The organism is Chitinimonas sp. JJ19 (genome assembly GCF_036961565.1).
Lineage (GTDB): Bacteria > Pseudomonadota > Gammaproteobacteria > Burkholderiales > Chitinimonadaceae > Chitinimonas.
Genome location: NZ_JBAMDD010000001.1, coordinates 1 through 15,582, shown reverse-complemented (window position 1 = coordinate 15,582; position 15,582 = coordinate 1). Strand labels below are relative to the sequence as shown.

The following is a 15,582-nucleotide window of genomic DNA, read 5'->3' as shown; positions in this document are numbered from 1 at the left end:
GGTCAGGCCCCTTCCTTCTTGCTGCCCAGTTGGGCCTGGCTGGATTCACGCATAAACGTTGCCACACCGTGGGCGATGGGCTGGTCGTTGCCTTCCTGGTAGGCCGTAGCCCGGGTAAAGGCAATCTGCCGGCCCAAGCGGTAGCATTCGGCCGTGCAGTACACCGGCTGGCCCGGTGTGGCGCCGCGCAGGTAGTCGATGCGCAGGTCCAGGGTGGCAATGGCCTCACGCTCATTGAGCATGGAGAACACCGACAGCGCACTGGTGGTATCGATCAGCGAAGTCATCACCCCGCCGTGCAATACGCCCGAGCGCGGGTTACCCACCAGTGCAGTGTTGTAGGGTACGCGCAAGGTCGCATGGCCCCGTTCGCCCATGACGAATTCAAGGCCTATGGTGGCCGAGTGCGGTATCTGGCAGAACCAGTTGGCCACATCCTCGAACAATGCCGGATTGAGTACCGGCAGGGGCAGGTTTTGCATCAGAAAGCTCCACAGGGTGGGCACGGCGGGCTGGCCTTGCATCAAGCATAGCCATCACCCGCCCTCGCGGCACCCCGATTACAAGATCAGGCCTCGTCGCCAGCAGCGGTTTCGCCACCCACGTCTGTACCCAGATCCTCCATGCCTTCTTCTTCGGCTTCTTCTTCTGTTTCTACTACTTTTTCAATACCCGAGAGCTTCTCACCCTCGTCCAGATTGATCAGGCGCACACCCTGGGCGCTGCGGCCAGTCTCGCGTACTTCGGCCACCGAGGTGCGTATCAGCACGCCGCCGGTGGTGATCAGCATCAGGCCATCGGTCTCGGTAACCAAGCTGGCGGCCACCAGCTTGAAGCCGGTTTTCTCGGTCAGGTCCATGGCGATCACACCCTGGGTACCACGGCTGGTATGGCGGAACTCGGCAATCGCCGTGCGCTTACCATAGCCGCCGTCGCTGGCGGTCAGCACTTGCCAGTCTTCCGAATCGGCCACCAGCAGCGAGATCACCTTCTGATCCTCCGCCAGCGACATGCCACGCACACCACGGGTATCACGGCCCATCGGGCGTACATCATCCTCGTCGAAGCGCACGGCCTTGCCGCCGTCGGAGAACAGCATGACCTGATGACTGCCCGAGGTAATAGCCACCCCAACCAGTTGGTCACCCTCATCAAGGTTGACCGCGATGATGCCCAGCTTGCGCGGGTTGGAGAAGGCCGACAACGGCGTCTTCTTCACAGTACCGCACTGGGTCGCCATGAACACATAATGGTCGTCGGTAAAGGCTTTTACCGGCAGGATGGCATTGATCTTCTCACCGTCCTGCAGCGGCAGCAGGTTGACGATGGGGCGCCCGCGCGAGGCACGGCCGCCTTGCGGCACATCGTAGACCTTGAGCCAGTAAACCCGTCCCAGCGAGGAGAAGCAGAGCACATAGTCGTGGGTATTGGCCACGAACAGGTTGTCGATGAAATCATCGTCCTTGGTCGCCGTCGCCTGCTTGCCACGGCCACCGCGCTTCTGAGCGCGGTATTCATCCAACGGCTGTGCCTTCATGTAGCCTGTATGCGACAGGGTCACTACCATTTCTTGCGGTGTGATCAGGTCTTCCAGGCTGATATCCTCGCCAAACGGCACGATCTCGGACTTGCGGCCGTCACCAAATTGGGTCTTCAGCTCGTTCAGCTCATTGGCAATGATGTCGGTAATCCGCTCGGACTTGGCCAGGATATCGAGCAGGTCGACGATCTTTTCCATGATCTCGCGGTATTCGGCTTCCAGCTTGTCCTGCTCCAGCCCAGTCAGGCGCTGCAGGCGCATGTCCAGGATGGCCTGAGCCTGGGCCTCAGACAGACGATAGCCATTGGCCTTCAGGCCAAACTCGGCCGACAGCCATTCTGGCCTGGCCTCGTCGCTGGCAACGCGGGAGAGCAATTCTTCCACCAGGGTGGAGCGCCACTCGCGGCTCATCAGCGCAACCTTGGCCTCTGGCGGCGTAGCGGCAGCCTTGATCAGCGCGATCACCTCATCCACATTGGACAGCGCAACAGCCAGGCCCTCCAGGGTGTGTGCACGCTCGCGGGCCTTCTTCAGCTCGTACACGGTACGGCGGGTTACCACTTCACGGCGGTGGCGCAGGAAGGCTTCCAGTATCTGCTTCAGGTTCAGCAAGCGCGGCTGGCCATCGACCAAGGCCACCATATTCATACCAAAGCTCGATTGCAGCTCGGTCTGCTTGTAGAGATGGTTCAGCACCACCTCGGGCATCTCGTTGCGCTTGAGTTCGATATAGATACGCATGCCCGACTTGTCGGACTCATCGCGCAGATCGGAAATCCCCTCGATCTGCTTATTGCGCACCAGGTCCGCAATCTTCTCGATCAGGGTCTTCTTGTTCACCTGGTAAGGCAGCTCATCGACAATGATGGCCTGCTTGTCGCGGCTGACTTCCTCGATATGGGTACGGGCACGCATCACCACACGGCCACGGCCGGTGCGGTAGCCTTCGCGCACCCCGGCAATGCCGTAAATAATGCCAGCGGTGGGGAAATCCGGCGCCGGGATCAGATCGATCAGCTCGTCTATGCTCATGTCGCTGTTATGCAGCAGCGCCAGCGCACCATTGATCACCTCGCCCAGGTTATGGGGCGGGATATTGGTGGCCATGCCCACGGCGATACCGGTGGAGCCGTTGACCAGCAAATTGGGCAGACGGGTGGGCAGAACCGAAGGCTCCAGCTCCTTGCCGTCATAGTTGGGGACGAAGTCGACGGTTTCCTTGTCGATATCGGCCATCAGTTCGACCGAGATCTTCTCCATGCGGCACTCGGTGTAACGCATGGCTGCCGCGTTATCGCCATCAATGGAGCCGAAGTTACCCTGGCCATCCACCAGCGTGTAGCGCAACGAGAAGTCCTGGGCCATACGCACCAGGGTGTCGTAGATGGCCGTATCGCCGTGCGGGTGATACTTACCCATGACGTCACCGACGATACGGGCGCACTTCACATAAGGCCGGTTCCAGACGTTGTTGGCCTCCTGCATGGCGAACAGCACGCGGCGGTGTACGGGCTTGAGGCCATCCCTCACATCAGGCAACGCCCGCCCCACGATGACGCTCATGGCGTAGTCGAGATAGGAGCGACGCATTTCCTCTTCGAGGCTTACCGGGATGGTTTCTTTGGCAAATTGTTGCAAATCGGTCATTTTTGGGCGTCTAGGGCGGGCGAATTAAGCAAAAATTTTACCACGCGCAGCTATCCGTCTCCAATTTGGCGTCAATTGTCATATTCTCCTGATTGCGGCGCGCTTGCAGCGTCAAGTAAACTCGGCCCCGACGTCGGTTCGGTTCGTATGACCGTCGCTAAATTCCATCCTGTCTTAACGGAGAATAACTATGCAGAAGATGAAGCGTACCCTGGTCGCCCTCGCTATGAGCGCAATCGCCGTTTCGGCTTACGCTGGCAAGGATGGCTATGCCACCGACCCGCGTGCCGCCGTTGTAAAGAACAACTATGGCGAATGCTGGCGCACCAGTTCCTGGAGCAAGGACAAGGCCATCGAAGAGTGCGATGCCGATCTGATGCCCAAGAAGGAAGTGGTCGCCCCTGCTCCGGCACCCGTAGCACCTGTGGTTGAGGCCCCCAAGCCCGCCGTTCCGGTGAAGATGGAAAGCCTGACCCTGAACGCCGCCGCCCTGTTCGATCTGAACAAGGCCACCCTGAAGGACGAAGGCAAGCAGGCACTGGACGCTGTTGCCGGCGTGCTGCTTGAGCGCAAGTACGATGCCAGCAAGACTCGCATCAATGTCGTGGGTCACACCGACCGCATCGGCAAGGATGAGTACAACCAGAAGCTGTCGGAAGAGCGCGCTGCCTCCGCCCGTGCCCACCTGGTTGAAAAGGGTATTCCTGAAGGCATGATCACCTCCGAAGGCAAGGGCGAATCCAGCCCGGTTACCCAGCCTGAAGATTGCAAGAAGGTGCTGAAGAACAAGAAGAAGCTGGTTGAGTGCTACGCACCTGACCGTCGCGTGGAAGTCGAAATCTACGCAACCGTTCAACAGTAAGCCTTAGCCTACTGTAGCGCCAAGCCCCGCCTCGTGCGGGGCTTTGTCTTTTCTGCCACAGCGCTGCCCACAGGGGCATTCAAGGCCGGTTCAGGCACCCGTGGTAGACTGGCAGCCTGTTATCAGCTCGCCATCAGGCCACCCATGCGCCCCTTACTACTGCTATTGCTGACCCTGCCCGCCTTCGCCGGTGGCCTGGAACAGCTCAAGGGCTTTTTGTCCCAGACCCAGGCCTTTACCGCCAGCTTCCAGCAAACTGTCAGCCAGAAAAGCGGCAAGCAGCAGCAAGCCAGCGGCACCATGGCCATCCAGCGGCCTGGTCGCTTTGACTGGAACTACGTCAAGCCGTACGAGCAGCGTGTCGTTGGTGATGGCAAGCAGCTGTGGATCTACGACCCCGACCTCAACCAGGTCACCCGCAAACGCCTGGACCAAGCCCTGGGCGACAGCCCGGCCGCCCTGCTGGCCGGCAGCAACGATCTAGAAAAATCCTACAAGCTGACCGATATGGGCAGCCGCGACGGGCTGGAATGGATAGAAGCCACCCCCAAGAACCGCGACAGTGGCTTCGAGAAGGTGCGCATGGGCTTCAAGGATGCCCAACCCATGGCCATGGAACTGGCTGACAGCTTTGGCCAGACTACCCTGATACGCTTCAGCAATATCAGCCGCAACCCCAAGCTGGACGCCAACCGCTTCAACTTCGTGCCGCCCAAGGGCGCGGATGTGGTGGCGGCTGATTGATCAAACCCTGCTGGCCTCTCTCAAGCGCCACGACACCAGGACGGTGCAGGCGGCGGGTGCGGGGAAGCAGACAACGTCCATGGCTCGTTGAGGCCATAGTGCCTGGCAAAACATTGCAGATCGCGTTTCGAACCAGCCCCTACCTCATCGGGAAACCAAGCAGCACCCATGTCAGACCTGTTTACCCAGACCCCGCGCCCTCCCCTGGCCGAATCCTTGCGGCCAGCCACCCTGGCAGAGGTGATAGGCCAGACCCATCTGCTGGGCGCAGGCAAGCCGCTGCGGCTCGCATTTGATGCAGGCAAGCCACACTCCATGATCCTGTGGGGCCCGCCAGGGGTAGGGAAAACCACCCTGGCAAGGTTGATGGCCTCGGGTTTTGACGCCGAATTCATTCCGCTGTCGGCGGTTTTCTCCGGCGTGAAGGATATACGGGCGGCCATGGATGAGGCTGAGCGCTACCTGCAGCGCGGCAGATCCACCATCTTGTTTGTCGATGAAGTCCATCGCTTCAACAAAAGCCAGCAAGATGCCTTTCTCCCGTTTGTGGAGTCCGGCCTGATCACCTTTATCGGCGCCACCACCGAGAATCCCTCGTTCGAGGTCAATTCAGCCCTGCTGTCACGCGCCCAGGTCTATGTACTCAAAGCCCTGACCGAAGCCGAGTTGCGTCTACTGGTGGCACGTGCGCAAAACAAGTCGCTGGGCCATCTGCAATTTGACGATACCGCGCTGGCCACCCTGGTGGGCTACGCCGATGGCGACGCACGCCGCCTGCTCAACCTGCTGGAGCAGACCGATACGGCGGCCAGCACAGCGGGTGTCAGCCAGATCGACGGCGAGTTTCTGCAGAATGCCCTAAGCCTGAACACACGACGCTTTGACAAAGGCGGCGATGCTTTTTACGATCAGATCTCCGCGCTGCACAAATCGGTGCGGGGCTCGAACCCGGATGGTGCCCTGTACTGGTTCTGCCGCATGCTGGATGGCGGCACTGACCCACGCTACCTGGCCCGTCGCATCATACGCATGGCATGGGAGGACATCGGCTTGGCCGATCCACGCGCAGCACAGATCACCCTGCAGGCAGCCGACACCTACGAGCGATTGGGTTCGCCCGAGGGTGAGTTGGCGCTCGCCCAGGCAGTGATCTACCTGGCCGTGGCCCCCAAGAGCAACGCCGGCTACATGGCTTACAAGGCCGCCCGGGCCTTTGTGGCCAAGGATCAATCACAGCCCGTGCCGGAGCACCTGCGCAATGCCCCAACCAAGCTGATGAAGCAGCTGGGCTATGGCGCCGAGTACCGCTACGCCCATGACGAGGACGATGGTTACGCCGCAGGCGAGCGCTACCTGCCGGACGGCATGGCCGAACCTGGTTGGTATCAGCCCGTAGCGCGGGGTCTGGAAGCCAAGATCAGCGAGAAACTGGCCCACCTGCGCCAACGCGATCAAGTGGCGCGATCTAGCAAGGACGGCGTGTAAGCACCTGGCGTATGCCGGATGCCACGCTGTCCCACCTTTCTGGCCGTCCGGCCATGTAAAGCGTTGAAAATCATTCATGCCCGGCGCGCTGGCGGTTAGAATCCGCCCCAAACCCGCTATTTGCCGTTTATTGCATACCGAATACAGAACAGGCTCGTCATGCTAGACATACAACAACTCCGTAACGATCTCGACGGCGTCGCAGCACGCCTGGCCCAGCGCGGCTACGCGCTCGATACCGCAGCCTTTGCTGCCCTGGAACACGAGCGCAAAGCCCTGCAGACCCGCACCCAAGACCTGCAGGCCGAGCGCAATGCCAAATCGAAGGCCATAGGCCAAGCCAAGTCGCGCGGCGAGGATGTCGCTCCCATCATGGCCAGCGTGGCCAATCTGGGCGACGAGCTGAAAGCGGCCGAGCAAAGCCTGGCGGCGCTGCAAGACAAACTCAACGACATGCTGCTGCACATCCCCAACCTGCCGCACGAGTCGGTACCGGTGGGCAAGGATGAAAGCGGCAACGTGGAACTGCTACGCTGGGGCACGCCACGCAGCTTTGACTTTGAAGTCAAAGACCATGTGGATATCGGTACGCCGCTGGGCCTGGATTTCGAGACCGGCGCCAAGCTGTCGGGTGCACGCTTTACCGTGCTCAAGGGCCAGATCGCCAAGTTGCACCGTGCCCTGGCGCAGTTCATGATCGACACCCAGACCGACGAGCATGGCTATACCGAGGTCTACACCCCCTACATCGTCAACCCGGAAGTCCTGTTCGGCACCGGCCAGCTACCCAAGTTTGCCGATGATATGTTCCGGGTTGAGCGCGGCGGCGAAGACGGCCAGACCCAGTACCTGATCTCGACCTCGGAGATTTCGCTGACCAATACCGTGCGCGACAGCGTGCTGAAGGCCGACGAACTGCCCATCAGGCTCACTGCCCACTCGCCTTGCTTCCGCTCGGAGGCCGGCAGCTACGGCCGCGATACCCGTGGCCTGATCCGCCAGCATCAGTTCGACAAGGTGGAGATGGTGCAGATCGTGGCGCCCGAGCAGTCGTATCAAGCGCTGGAGCAGATGCGCGGCCATGCCGAGGCTATCCTGCAAAAGCTTGAGCTACCCTACCGCGTCGTCACCCTGTGTACCGGCGACATGGGTTTTGGTGCCACCAAGACCTACGATCTGGAAGTCTGGCTGCCGGCACAGAACACCTACCGCGAGATCAGCTCGGTATCGAACTGCGAAGCCTTCCAGGCGCGCCGCATGCAGACCCGCGTCAAGAACGAAGCGGGCAAGAACGAGCTGGTGCATACGCTCAACGGCTCGGGCCTGGCAGTAGGCCGTACCCTGGTTGCAGTGCTGGAGAACTACCAGAATGCCGACGGCACGGTAACTGTACCGCAGGCGCTGCGCCCCTATATGGGCGGCGTGGACAAGCTGGCCTGATACAGCCAAGACCAACGGCCCTGCGGGGCCGTTTTTCATATCTGCCCTGACAGCAAGGAAGCGCATGGGCCATACCGTCATCATTACCGGCGCCAGCCGAGGCATAGGCGCAGCCACCGCCTTGCTGGCCGCTCGCCACGGCTATGCCGTTGCGGTGAACTACCTGCGCCAGCAGGCAGTGGCCGAAGCGCTTGTTGCGCAGATTTGTACGGCAGGGGGCAAGGCTAAAGCCATCCAGGCCGATATCGCACAAGAGAACGAGGTACTGCGGCTTTTCCAGCAGGCGGAACAGACGCTGGGGCCCTTGCGCGGTCTGGTCAACAACGCCGCCACACTGGAAACCCAGATGCGCTTGGACCAGATGGGGGCAGACCGCCTGCAGCGGGTCTTTGCCACCAATGTCATCGGCAGCCTTTTATGCGCGCGCGAAGCGGTCAAACGCCTGTCCACGCGCCATGGCGGCAAGGGTGGCGCCATCGTCAATGTATCGTCTGCCGCAGCACGCTTGGGCTCAGCCAACGAGTACATAGACTACGCAGCCTGCAAGGGGGCTATCGACACCCTGACCTTGGGCCTGGCACGCGAGGTCGCCGCCGAGGGCATACGGGTCAATGCCGTGCGCCCTGGTTTTATCTATACCGACATGCATGCCGATGGCGGCGAGCCCGGCCGGGTGGACCGGCTCGCCCCGCAAATCCCCATGCAGCGTGGCGGCCAGGCCGCAGAGGTGGCCGAGGCCATACTCTGGCTGCTATCCGACGCCGCCTCCTACACCACCGGCAGCTTTATCGAGGTCAGCGGTGGCCGATAGCGTCCGCAGCACTTCCCAATAAACTGCAAACGTAAAACAGCCCCTGCCAGAAAGACAGGGGCTGTCGGTGTGCCATCCGCTCAGCGGTTGGTACCACTATCCCACTTGGCCCTGCCCGCGCCATCATAGATCACCAGGTTGCCATCAGACTGCAACACCAGCCGTGTACCGCTACCGTGGGTATTGCTATCCCATTTGGCCTTGTTGGCGCTGCTATACACCACCAGATTGCCGTCCTGCTGGAATACGGCATAGTTGCCGCTACCCTGGGTTGAGCTGGCCCACAGCGCATCGCCCACCAATACGCCACGATCCAGGCGATACAACACCAGGTTGCCATCGCCCTGCATCACCAGTTGGCGCCGACGGGTGTTGATGGATTGATTGGCCCGCAGGGTCAGGCCGCCCGCCGCAACTTGCACTTCGCTGCTCAAGCCCGCCGGGTTGGCGCCGCTGAGGCCATTAACCCGCCAGTCGCCTTCATCCGCCTGATCGTCATGGTTGAGCCACACCGCCTCATGGCCTGCAGCTGCCCTGGCAAGCTTCAGCTTCTGGTTGTCCAGCGCATTGGCTGGCACCCGGAAATTGGCGCCATTGCCATATTCGGCCTGGCAGGCCGCCTGGCCACCCGCAAATGCACCTGCGGCGCGGGTCACCACCCAGCCAGCGGTGCTGTTCTGGCAGGCATAGGGCAGGCTGTTGCTGCAGGCACGGTCATCCCAGCGTCCGCTACCAAACTGCACGGCACAGTCCTGGTTACCGCCGTTGTTATTGGGCTCGCCCTCAGCCCAGCTCCACACCCCCGCAGCCAAGCGGCCATCACTGGTCACCATATTGTCCAGCGCCACGATATTGGCCCCCTCCCGCAATGCCGTGCTCACTTCGCTGGCATTGAGGTGATCCACACTGCCGCCGCTCACATAGCTGTTCAAGGAACCCACCATGGTCCTGTCTTCCCACACACGGCCAATATCGCCCAGGCCGGTGTAGACCATATTGGCCCACGATCCATTGCTGCTGCAGCTCTTGCCGCTGAAGATCAGCACCTTCTTGCCGGCCGCCATCACCTGAGCCTTGGTCAGGCTAGCCGGTATCGCCGCGCAGCCATTGCTGGTGTAGACCCAGTTGCCTATACGCTGGTTGACCTGGTTGTAGGCATCCTGATGGCGCCCATCCATATGGTCCTCGATATAGAGAATCACCACCTGGTTATCGCTGTCACTGCTGTTGAGCCACTTCTTCAGCTCATCCAGGCCCTCGGTCAGATATTTGTCGTTGACGCTGCATACCCCCTTGCCGCCGTTATGGCACAACAGCAAACGCTTGGGGTAGCTGATCAGGCTTTCCATCTTGGTGGTCCAGTGCGCATCCATCTCGATAAAACGAGCACCCATGCGCAACTGGTCGTAGATCGAGTGCTTTTGCTGCGGGTCCTGGTAGCGGCACCCCACCTTGAGATCGCACGCCTCGTAAACAGTGGAATTGAAGCTGTTATGGGTGCCCATCATGCTGTTGTCCGCCAGGGGCGAGTAGACCTCCAGCGAGCGCTGCAGCGACAGCGCCTTGCCGCTCCAGCTCTGCTGGAAATCGCCTATACCATCCGCCCAGGCCGAGCCACCGCTCAGCCCTGCGGCGATCAAACCGGCCAGGCTCAGTTGCAACAGATTCCTCTTCATTGTTCTCTCCTTTGTCTGTGTGTCTTTATGACGTCGCATTGCACCAGCCACGACTGCGGCTGACGGCGGCAGATTAGGGAGAGATTGTGGATAAATTATGGAGATTAGATTTTCGATAGGTAAATACTTAGGTCAGGCGGGAAGCCCCCGCCTTGCGCGCTGGGCACCGATTGGGCTGCGAACCAGAGCGCCTATGTCGAGTCTTTCAATGACCGCTTGGGGGACGCATGTCTTAACGAGCACGGGTGCACGGCGCTGCCGCACCGCACCGCACCGCACCGCACCGCACCGCACCCAAAAATAATTGGTAATTCCGTTAATCATCAAACGGAATTCCAAACCTGATTAAAATTTGAGACGAAGAAAGCAACAACACCAAACCGGTGGCAATATTGAAAAACAATGCCGAGCACGTGCCAAACGCAAACATCATTCCACACAAATAGTTTACATAAGGATCACCACCATCCTTGGAAAATCCCAATGAAATCGGAATAGCGGCAAAAGCCCCCATATGCAATGCGCTGACAAAAGGGTTATCCATAATAAATCGAAGCCCCGCAACATCTTCAATCAGCCCCACCTTTGCATAGCTCAGCAAGAACACTATTACTATAATAATACACGCCACCCAAAGCGTAGATGTTTCGCGCGAAAAACATTTCATAAAAGAAAATTTACTCTTTTCCATTCAACCTCCTTTAAAACAACCAATAACCGTTAAATTCACCACTGTAACTGAACAGTATTAGAAAATACAGTTGGCGCTCGACCTCCACGATAGAAGTTGAGAGGGTGTGTGCGCATACAACCAGCGCAGACAGAGCCACCTTGAAAAAGAAGGCCAAATTAACGAAAAGAGGTACAAGCAAAGTACTGGCCAATTGCAATACACCATACCATGTTATGCTGTAATCAACCATGATGCCGGCACTCAGTCAAAACCAGGCAATGCAGCACATGACTTTAACTAAGCAGATTCAATTTAGCATATTAATTCCTTGAATCTGCACCCCTAGCCGCCCAGAGCACGTATTATCACATCCGCCTTACTCGCAAGCGCATTAAACAGCATCAACCAAGCACTAAACCACATCACCGGAAAGGTCCAAAAAGGCTCAACAATATACGATTCCATCCTGAAAAGAACCGCACCCACCACCGGCACCACGCCAATTCCAATTACAACAAAGAATGCCCATCCGTTGGTCTCCCCACCTCCAATACAAACACCCGCCGCTAGCACCTGAGCACAACAAGCCGTAAAGGTTATCTTATTCAACCACTTCAGCCTTCCGCGAACCAGAGCCATTGGAAACACCGTAAAAGATGAAAAAGCCAATGACCGGAGCAGGAACTCCAAACCACTTATATTCTCGCTGAGTAAATTGCTTAAAAAATATACCATATCACACCTTACGATCCAAGAACCGCCGAAGGCACTACACCCGGCCAGTGCAAGACTGAGTGCACCATGTATACATTAGCCGCATAACCTGTGCAGGTTTCGCCGGGTCATTACATAAATCCATCTGGGGTTTGGGGAGACTCAACCTTCAGATGCGTTGTGCAACAAAGCCCAAACAGAGCATCTGAGTCGAGGGCGAACTAGTTCTTGCTCAGGCAATTAACGCCTAAGACTCAGAGACAATCACGTATTTGTGCAAAATCTTGGCAAGCACCCCACCAAAGACCATAATAACAATGGCGAGAGTACGTTGCCACGCTACATCAGCCCCGCCAAATAACAAAGAGCCCGAAATCACAAAAACCGCACCTACAAGCAATGAAAGATAATTACTCCGCAGAGCAATACCACAGTTGGCACAATACGGCTTATTCAGCGTAAAAAACAAAATACGTCTCTGCTTAGAAACAAGCCCCTTCTCGACAAGCCCAACGCCACAGTTAGGGCATATATTACCCCGACTCCTACTTTGCATGATGAATACCTATATATCTAGCCACTATTGTGAAAACAGCAATAGCCCGGAACTACTTGCGACGATGCAAATTCTAGCAAACCAAACGAAGCAGACAATGCAAAAAGTGTCGTACCAGAAACGACCCCATGCCAAATCATACTCTGCATATACGAAGATTCCCGCGATAATTGCAGCCATCGCCTCACTCACCACCCTCCTCAACTAGTACCGCAACGGTTTCGGTGATCTGCCTACGCAGCCAGCGCAAGCCGCTATCCGCATCTCGGCTTCGGTGCCAGATCAGGCTAACCTGCACGGGTGGCACCGACATAGGTAGGGGATGTAGCGTAATCGGCAGGTAGGTGGCGAAATGCTGGGCCAAGCGTAAGGGCATAGTACCCAGTAATTCAGAGCCCGCCACCACGGCCGGTATGCTCATGTAAAAGGGAACATGGAGTGCCACGCGGCGTCGGACCTTGGCCGATCCGAGCACAATTTCCAGCGGCGAACCACGGCCTGCCCTTGCGGGTATGGTCACATGCTCGGCTGCCTCGTAAGCGGCCATGTCCAGACTACCCCCTGCCAGCGCAGGGTGATCGCGCCGGGCGATCACCACCAGTTGCTCCTCTAGCAAGGGTATATAAGCCAGTTCCGACTCATCAAAATGCAGATAATCGATAGCCAGATCCAAGCTGCCCGCGGCCAGACGCACCGGCAACTCATCAGCCACATCAGGCTGCACCCCCAGGCGTACCCCTGGTGCCTGGCTACGGACGCGAGCCCACAGGCGCGGTAGCAAGGCGAACTGGGCATAATCATTCATGGACAGCGCAAAACCTTGTTCGGCCTTGGCGGGGTCAAAAGCGGGCGGCGGAGCCAGGCTGTCCTGCAGTAGCTTCAACGCCGCACGTATAGGCCCATGCAGCGACTGGGCGCTTGGCGTCGGTGTCATGCCACGGGCGGTGCGCACAAACAACGGTTCTCCCAGCTGCAGGCGTAACCGTGCCAAGGCGTTGCTGACCGCAGGCTGGCTCATGTGCAGCCGCAGCGCCGCACGCGTCAGGTTACGCTCCAACACCAATGCATCAAACACACGGAGCAGGTTCAAATCCAGCTGATGTAATTTCACGTTCATGAATAATTGTACGCATGAATATCCATTAGAAAGATAATCTTAGCGCAGCTAGTCTAGGCATCACCACACCAGAGGATGCCAGAAATGCTTCCACAGCCATCAGCTAGCGCTATTTCTCCCAGCCACCTCGACCATGACGTAGCCGATTTTCGTGCGCGGTATCGAGCAAGCATTTCGCCACATTATTCGCCTTGGCTGCATGGCGGCTTCGTACTCACCTATGGCCTGGTGTGCATGGCATTCTTCTGGAGCCGTATTGAGGCGCCGCTGCGTCCGCTCGATTGGCTGGCACTGCCTATAGCGCTGCTGCTCGCCAACTGGGGCGAATACACCATCCACCGCCACCTTGGTCACCATAAGACACGGCTAGGCAGGCTCTTCTACAAACGCCACACCGGCGACCACCACAGTTTCTTTGCTGAGCATGCAATGCAACCCGACAGCCCACATGACTGGCGAGTGATCCTGTTCCCACCCTGGCTGATCGTGCTGGTCAGTGCCGGTCTGGCACTACCAGCCTGGGCACTGCTGCATGCTCTCAGCGCCAACTTTGCTGCCTTGTTCGCAGGCATGCTGATGGGTAGCTATCTGCTCTATGAGTTTACCCATGCTTGTGAGCATCTGCCCGATAGCCACGTACTGGCCCGCCTGCCTGGCATCCGCACAATGCGCCAGCTGCACGCCCTACACCATCGCCACGGACTGATGCGCGATCACAACCTGAATATCGTGTTCCCCTTGATGGACTGGCTATATGGCAGTCTCTACCGGGAAGAAAAAAATGGCGCGGCGATCGTGCCAGGCCTGACTCGGATGCGACACACCATCGACGTCGCGGCCTCGCCCATGGCTGTACTCAACTATGCCTCGACGGCCACGGCTTGGCCGCAATGGCACCCGTCCTCGCTGGCGGTATATGCGACGCCAGGCCCCTTGGCCGCTGGCTGCCATTTCAATGAGGACATTCATGCCGGCGGCCGACGTGGCAAACTCCGCTGGCAGGTAATCGCTCACCAGCCTGGCGAACATTGGTCTGCTCAGGCGCAAGGTGACCATGGCTTGACGCTGCATCTGGCTTATAACTGCTCACCAGCCCATGGCGACCCCACTCGCACCGTATTTGAGCGCAAACTGGACTATCGACTGCCAGGTCTCGGTTGGCGGCTCTACAACTACCTGATTGCACGACGGCGGGTGGAACGGGAATCACAGCTATCCCTGCAGCAGCTCAAGCACTGTATCGAGCAAGGCTGAGCACGACCAGATCTACAGGCCCGTGCCACGCCCGCAACCAGCTTGGCTACCCAGTGTGGCCAGATAATTGCGCCTGCAAGGCATGGGCCATACAGCCCCCCCCAAAAAAATCAGTTGAGGCTGTACTTAGCCAACAGCGCCTTCCAGGCCGGGTCTGACTTACTCGCGGCCATGACTTCGTCCAGCGCAGCCACCAGCTTGTCTTCTGCCTTGGCTGCAAAGATATGCCGGCTAAAACTCATGTGCGGCGTAGCAGAAACATGCAATTTGCCATCGAGTCCATTGTGCTTGATAAGGTAGCGGTACATGGACTGCGACATGATGGTTACATCCGAACGCCCTGAGGCAACCTTCTGCAGATTGGCCAGTTCGGTAGCCACGTCGTCACGATAGATATCCTTGCCGAAGCGCTCCTCCAGACCGGCATACTTGTTACCCAGTATGCCGGCAAAGCGCTTACCCTTCAGCGTATCCGGATTGACGTATTCAATCTTTTTCGCAGGGTGCGAGAGCACCCCGTTGGCATCTTCCATCAGTACGGCAGACCATCTGAAGCGTGTCTTGTCCGCATCCCCTACAAATTGCGGGCTCATGAACAACACCACCCCTTTGAATTTGGGGTCATTGATTACCGTACTATTCAGGCGCTCACGCGGCACAGTGCTTAACGTGAACTGATACCGCCCCTTCAGTTTGCCATTCAGGTAAGACACCACATCTGCCGCCAAGCCACCTTGCCCCACCACAAAAGGCTGTGACTGATAGGTGTTGTAAGCCTTCAAAGCCTCTTCTGCCATCGCAGGCGCCACTAGGCTCAATAACAGCCCATACCGGATCAAACCCATCATGGTCTCCTTGTCGGTATAGATAGGCGGGCCACACCTCTTGCCTAGCGACATGACACAAGCGCTCAGGCATAGATACCCAATCCCGCCAACAACGTCGCCAGCGCCACACATGCAACGCTATTGACTCACAAAGCATAGCAAGTACAGCGCGGATTGCATTTTTCACCGCAGCCCCACCGGGAAGGTCATGTCACTGCATACGTAGCAGCAACCCC

13 protein-coding genes are annotated in these 15,582 nt (G+C 58.2%); 6 read left to right on the top strand and 7 right to left on the bottom strand.

Annotated features, from left to right (window positions below):
- Positions 1-2 precede the first annotated feature (2 nt).
- Together V7714_RS00065 and gyrA are read right to left on the bottom strand one after the other, a co-directional pair.
- Positions 3-524: a PaaI family thioesterase gene (locus V7714_RS00065; RefSeq protein ID WP_284196900.1), complete on the bottom strand. Its 522-nt coding sequence runs from the start codon at positions 522-524 to the stop codon at positions 3-5.
- 44 nt (positions 525-568) lie between these two features.
- Positions 569-3,187, bottom strand: a complete 2,619-nt coding sequence (gyrA, locus tag V7714_RS00060) for a DNA gyrase subunit A (protein WP_335387200.1) — start codon at positions 3,185-3,187, stop codon at positions 569-571.
- A gap of 190 nt (positions 3,188-3,377) precedes the next feature.
- On the opposite strand from gyrA, the gene V7714_RS00055 reads away from it, so the two are divergent.
- From V7714_RS00055 to V7714_RS00035, 5 genes are all read left to right on the top strand, one after another.
- Positions 3,378-4,049: an OmpA family protein gene (locus V7714_RS00055; RefSeq protein WP_335387199.1), complete on the top strand. Its 672-nt coding sequence runs from the start codon at positions 3,378-3,380 to the stop codon at positions 4,047-4,049.
- Between the two features lie 144 nt (positions 4,050-4,193).
- Complete coding sequence (gene lolA, locus V7714_RS00050) at positions 4,194-4,793, top strand: outer membrane lipoprotein chaperone LolA (RefSeq protein ID WP_335387198.1); 600 nt, start codon at positions 4,194-4,196, stop codon at positions 4,791-4,793.
- A 168-nt stretch (positions 4,794-4,961) separates the two neighbouring features.
- Positions 4,962-6,278 (top strand): replication-associated recombination protein A, encoded by a 1,317-nt coding sequence (locus V7714_RS00045; RefSeq protein ID WP_335387197.1) that lies wholly within the window; start codon positions 4,962-4,964, stop codon positions 6,276-6,278.
- A gap of 159 nt (positions 6,279-6,437) precedes the next feature.
- Positions 6,438-7,718, top strand: a complete 1,281-nt coding sequence (gene serS / locus V7714_RS00040; RefSeq protein ID WP_335387196.1) for a serine--tRNA ligase — start codon at positions 6,438-6,440, stop codon at positions 7,716-7,718.
- A gap of 64 nt (positions 7,719-7,782) precedes the next feature.
- Positions 7,783-8,529: an SDR family oxidoreductase gene (locus V7714_RS00035; protein ID WP_335387195.1), complete on the top strand. Its 747-nt coding sequence runs from the start codon at positions 7,783-7,785 to the stop codon at positions 8,527-8,529.
- 80 nt (positions 8,530-8,609) lie between these two features.
- Here the strand turns inward: V7714_RS00035 and V7714_RS00030 are convergent, their stop codons facing one another.
- From V7714_RS00030 to bsrA, 4 genes are all read right to left on the bottom strand, one after another.
- On the bottom strand, positions 8,610-10,205 hold the full coding sequence (locus V7714_RS00030) for a lectin-like protein (protein WP_335387194.1): 1,596 nt from the start codon (positions 10,203-10,205) through the stop codon (positions 8,610-8,612).
- Positions 10,206-10,521: 316 nt separating this feature from the next.
- Entirely contained in the window at positions 10,522-10,896 is a 375-nt protein-coding gene (locus tag V7714_RS00025) for a hypothetical protein (RefSeq protein WP_335387193.1), read from the bottom strand.
- 324 nt (positions 10,897-11,220) lie between these two features.
- Complete coding sequence (locus tag V7714_RS00020) at positions 11,221-11,613, bottom strand: hypothetical protein (RefSeq protein ID WP_335387192.1); 393 nt, start codon at positions 11,611-11,613, stop codon at positions 11,221-11,223.
- 719 nt (positions 11,614-12,332) lie between these two features.
- Complete coding sequence (bsrA, locus tag V7714_RS00015) at positions 12,333-13,265, bottom strand: LysR family transcriptional regulator BsrA (protein ID WP_335387191.1); 933 nt, start codon at positions 13,263-13,265, stop codon at positions 12,333-12,335.
- Between the two features lie 234 nt (positions 13,266-13,499).
- Here bsrA and V7714_RS00010 point away from each other — a divergent pair, with 234 nt between their 5' ends.
- Complete coding sequence (locus V7714_RS00010; protein WP_335387190.1) at positions 13,500-14,519, top strand: sterol desaturase/SRPBCC family protein; 1,020 nt, start codon at positions 13,500-13,502, stop codon at positions 14,517-14,519.
- Positions 14,520-14,629: 110 nt separating this feature from the next.
- On the opposite strand, the gene V7714_RS00005 is transcribed toward V7714_RS00010, so the two are convergent.
- The gene (locus tag V7714_RS00005) at positions 14,630-15,367 is read right to left on the bottom strand and encodes a substrate-binding periplasmic protein (protein WP_335387189.1); all 738 of its coding nucleotides are present in this window, start codon (positions 15,365-15,367) and stop codon (positions 14,630-14,632) included.
- Between the last annotated feature and the right edge of the window lie 215 nt (positions 15,368-15,582).

Bases quoted from the DNA above. Each gene is read 5' to 3' on its own strand.
- V7714_RS00045 (WP_335387197.1), top strand. From the start codon at position 4,962: ATGTCAGACCTGTTTACCCAGACCCCGCGCCCTCCCCTGGCCGAATCC.
- gyrA (WP_335387200.1), bottom strand. From the start codon at position 3,187: ATGACCGATTTGCAACAATTTGCCAAAGAAACCATCCCGGTAAGCCTC.
- serS (WP_335387196.1), top strand. From the start codon at position 6,438: ATGCTAGACATACAACAACTCCGTAACGATCTCGACGGCGTCGCAGCA.
- V7714_RS00005 (WP_335387189.1), bottom strand. From the start codon at position 15,367: ATGATGGGTTTGATCCGGTATGGGCTGTTATTGAGCCTAGTGGCGCCT.
- V7714_RS00020 (WP_335387192.1), bottom strand. From the start codon at position 11,613: ATGGTATATTTTTTAAGCAATTTACTCAGCGAGAATATAAGTGGTTTG.
- V7714_RS00035 (WP_335387195.1), top strand. From the start codon at position 7,783: ATGGGCCATACCGTCATCATTACCGGCGCCAGCCGAGGCATAGGCGCA.
- lolA (WP_335387198.1), top strand. From the start codon at position 4,194: ATGCGCCCCTTACTACTGCTATTGCTGACCCTGCCCGCCTTCGCCGGT.
- V7714_RS00055 (WP_335387199.1), top strand. From the start codon at position 3,378: ATGCAGAAGATGAAGCGTACCCTGGTCGCCCTCGCTATGAGCGCAATC.
- V7714_RS00065 (WP_284196900.1), bottom strand. From the start codon at position 524: ATGCAAGGCCAGCCCGCCGTGCCCACCCTGTGGAGCTTTCTGATGCAA.
- V7714_RS00025 (WP_335387193.1), bottom strand. From the start codon at position 10,896: ATGGAAAAGAGTAAATTTTCTTTTATGAAATGTTTTTCGCGCGAAACA.
- V7714_RS00030 (WP_335387194.1), bottom strand. From the start codon at position 10,205: ATGAAGAGGAATCTGTTGCAACTGAGCCTGGCCGGTTTGATCGCCGCA.
- V7714_RS00010 (WP_335387190.1), top strand. From the start codon at position 13,500: ATGGCATTCTTCTGGAGCCGTATTGAGGCGCCGCTGCGTCCGCTCGAT.
- bsrA (WP_335387191.1), bottom strand. From the start codon at position 13,265: ATGAACGTGAAATTACATCAGCTGGATTTGAACCTGCTCCGTGTGTTT.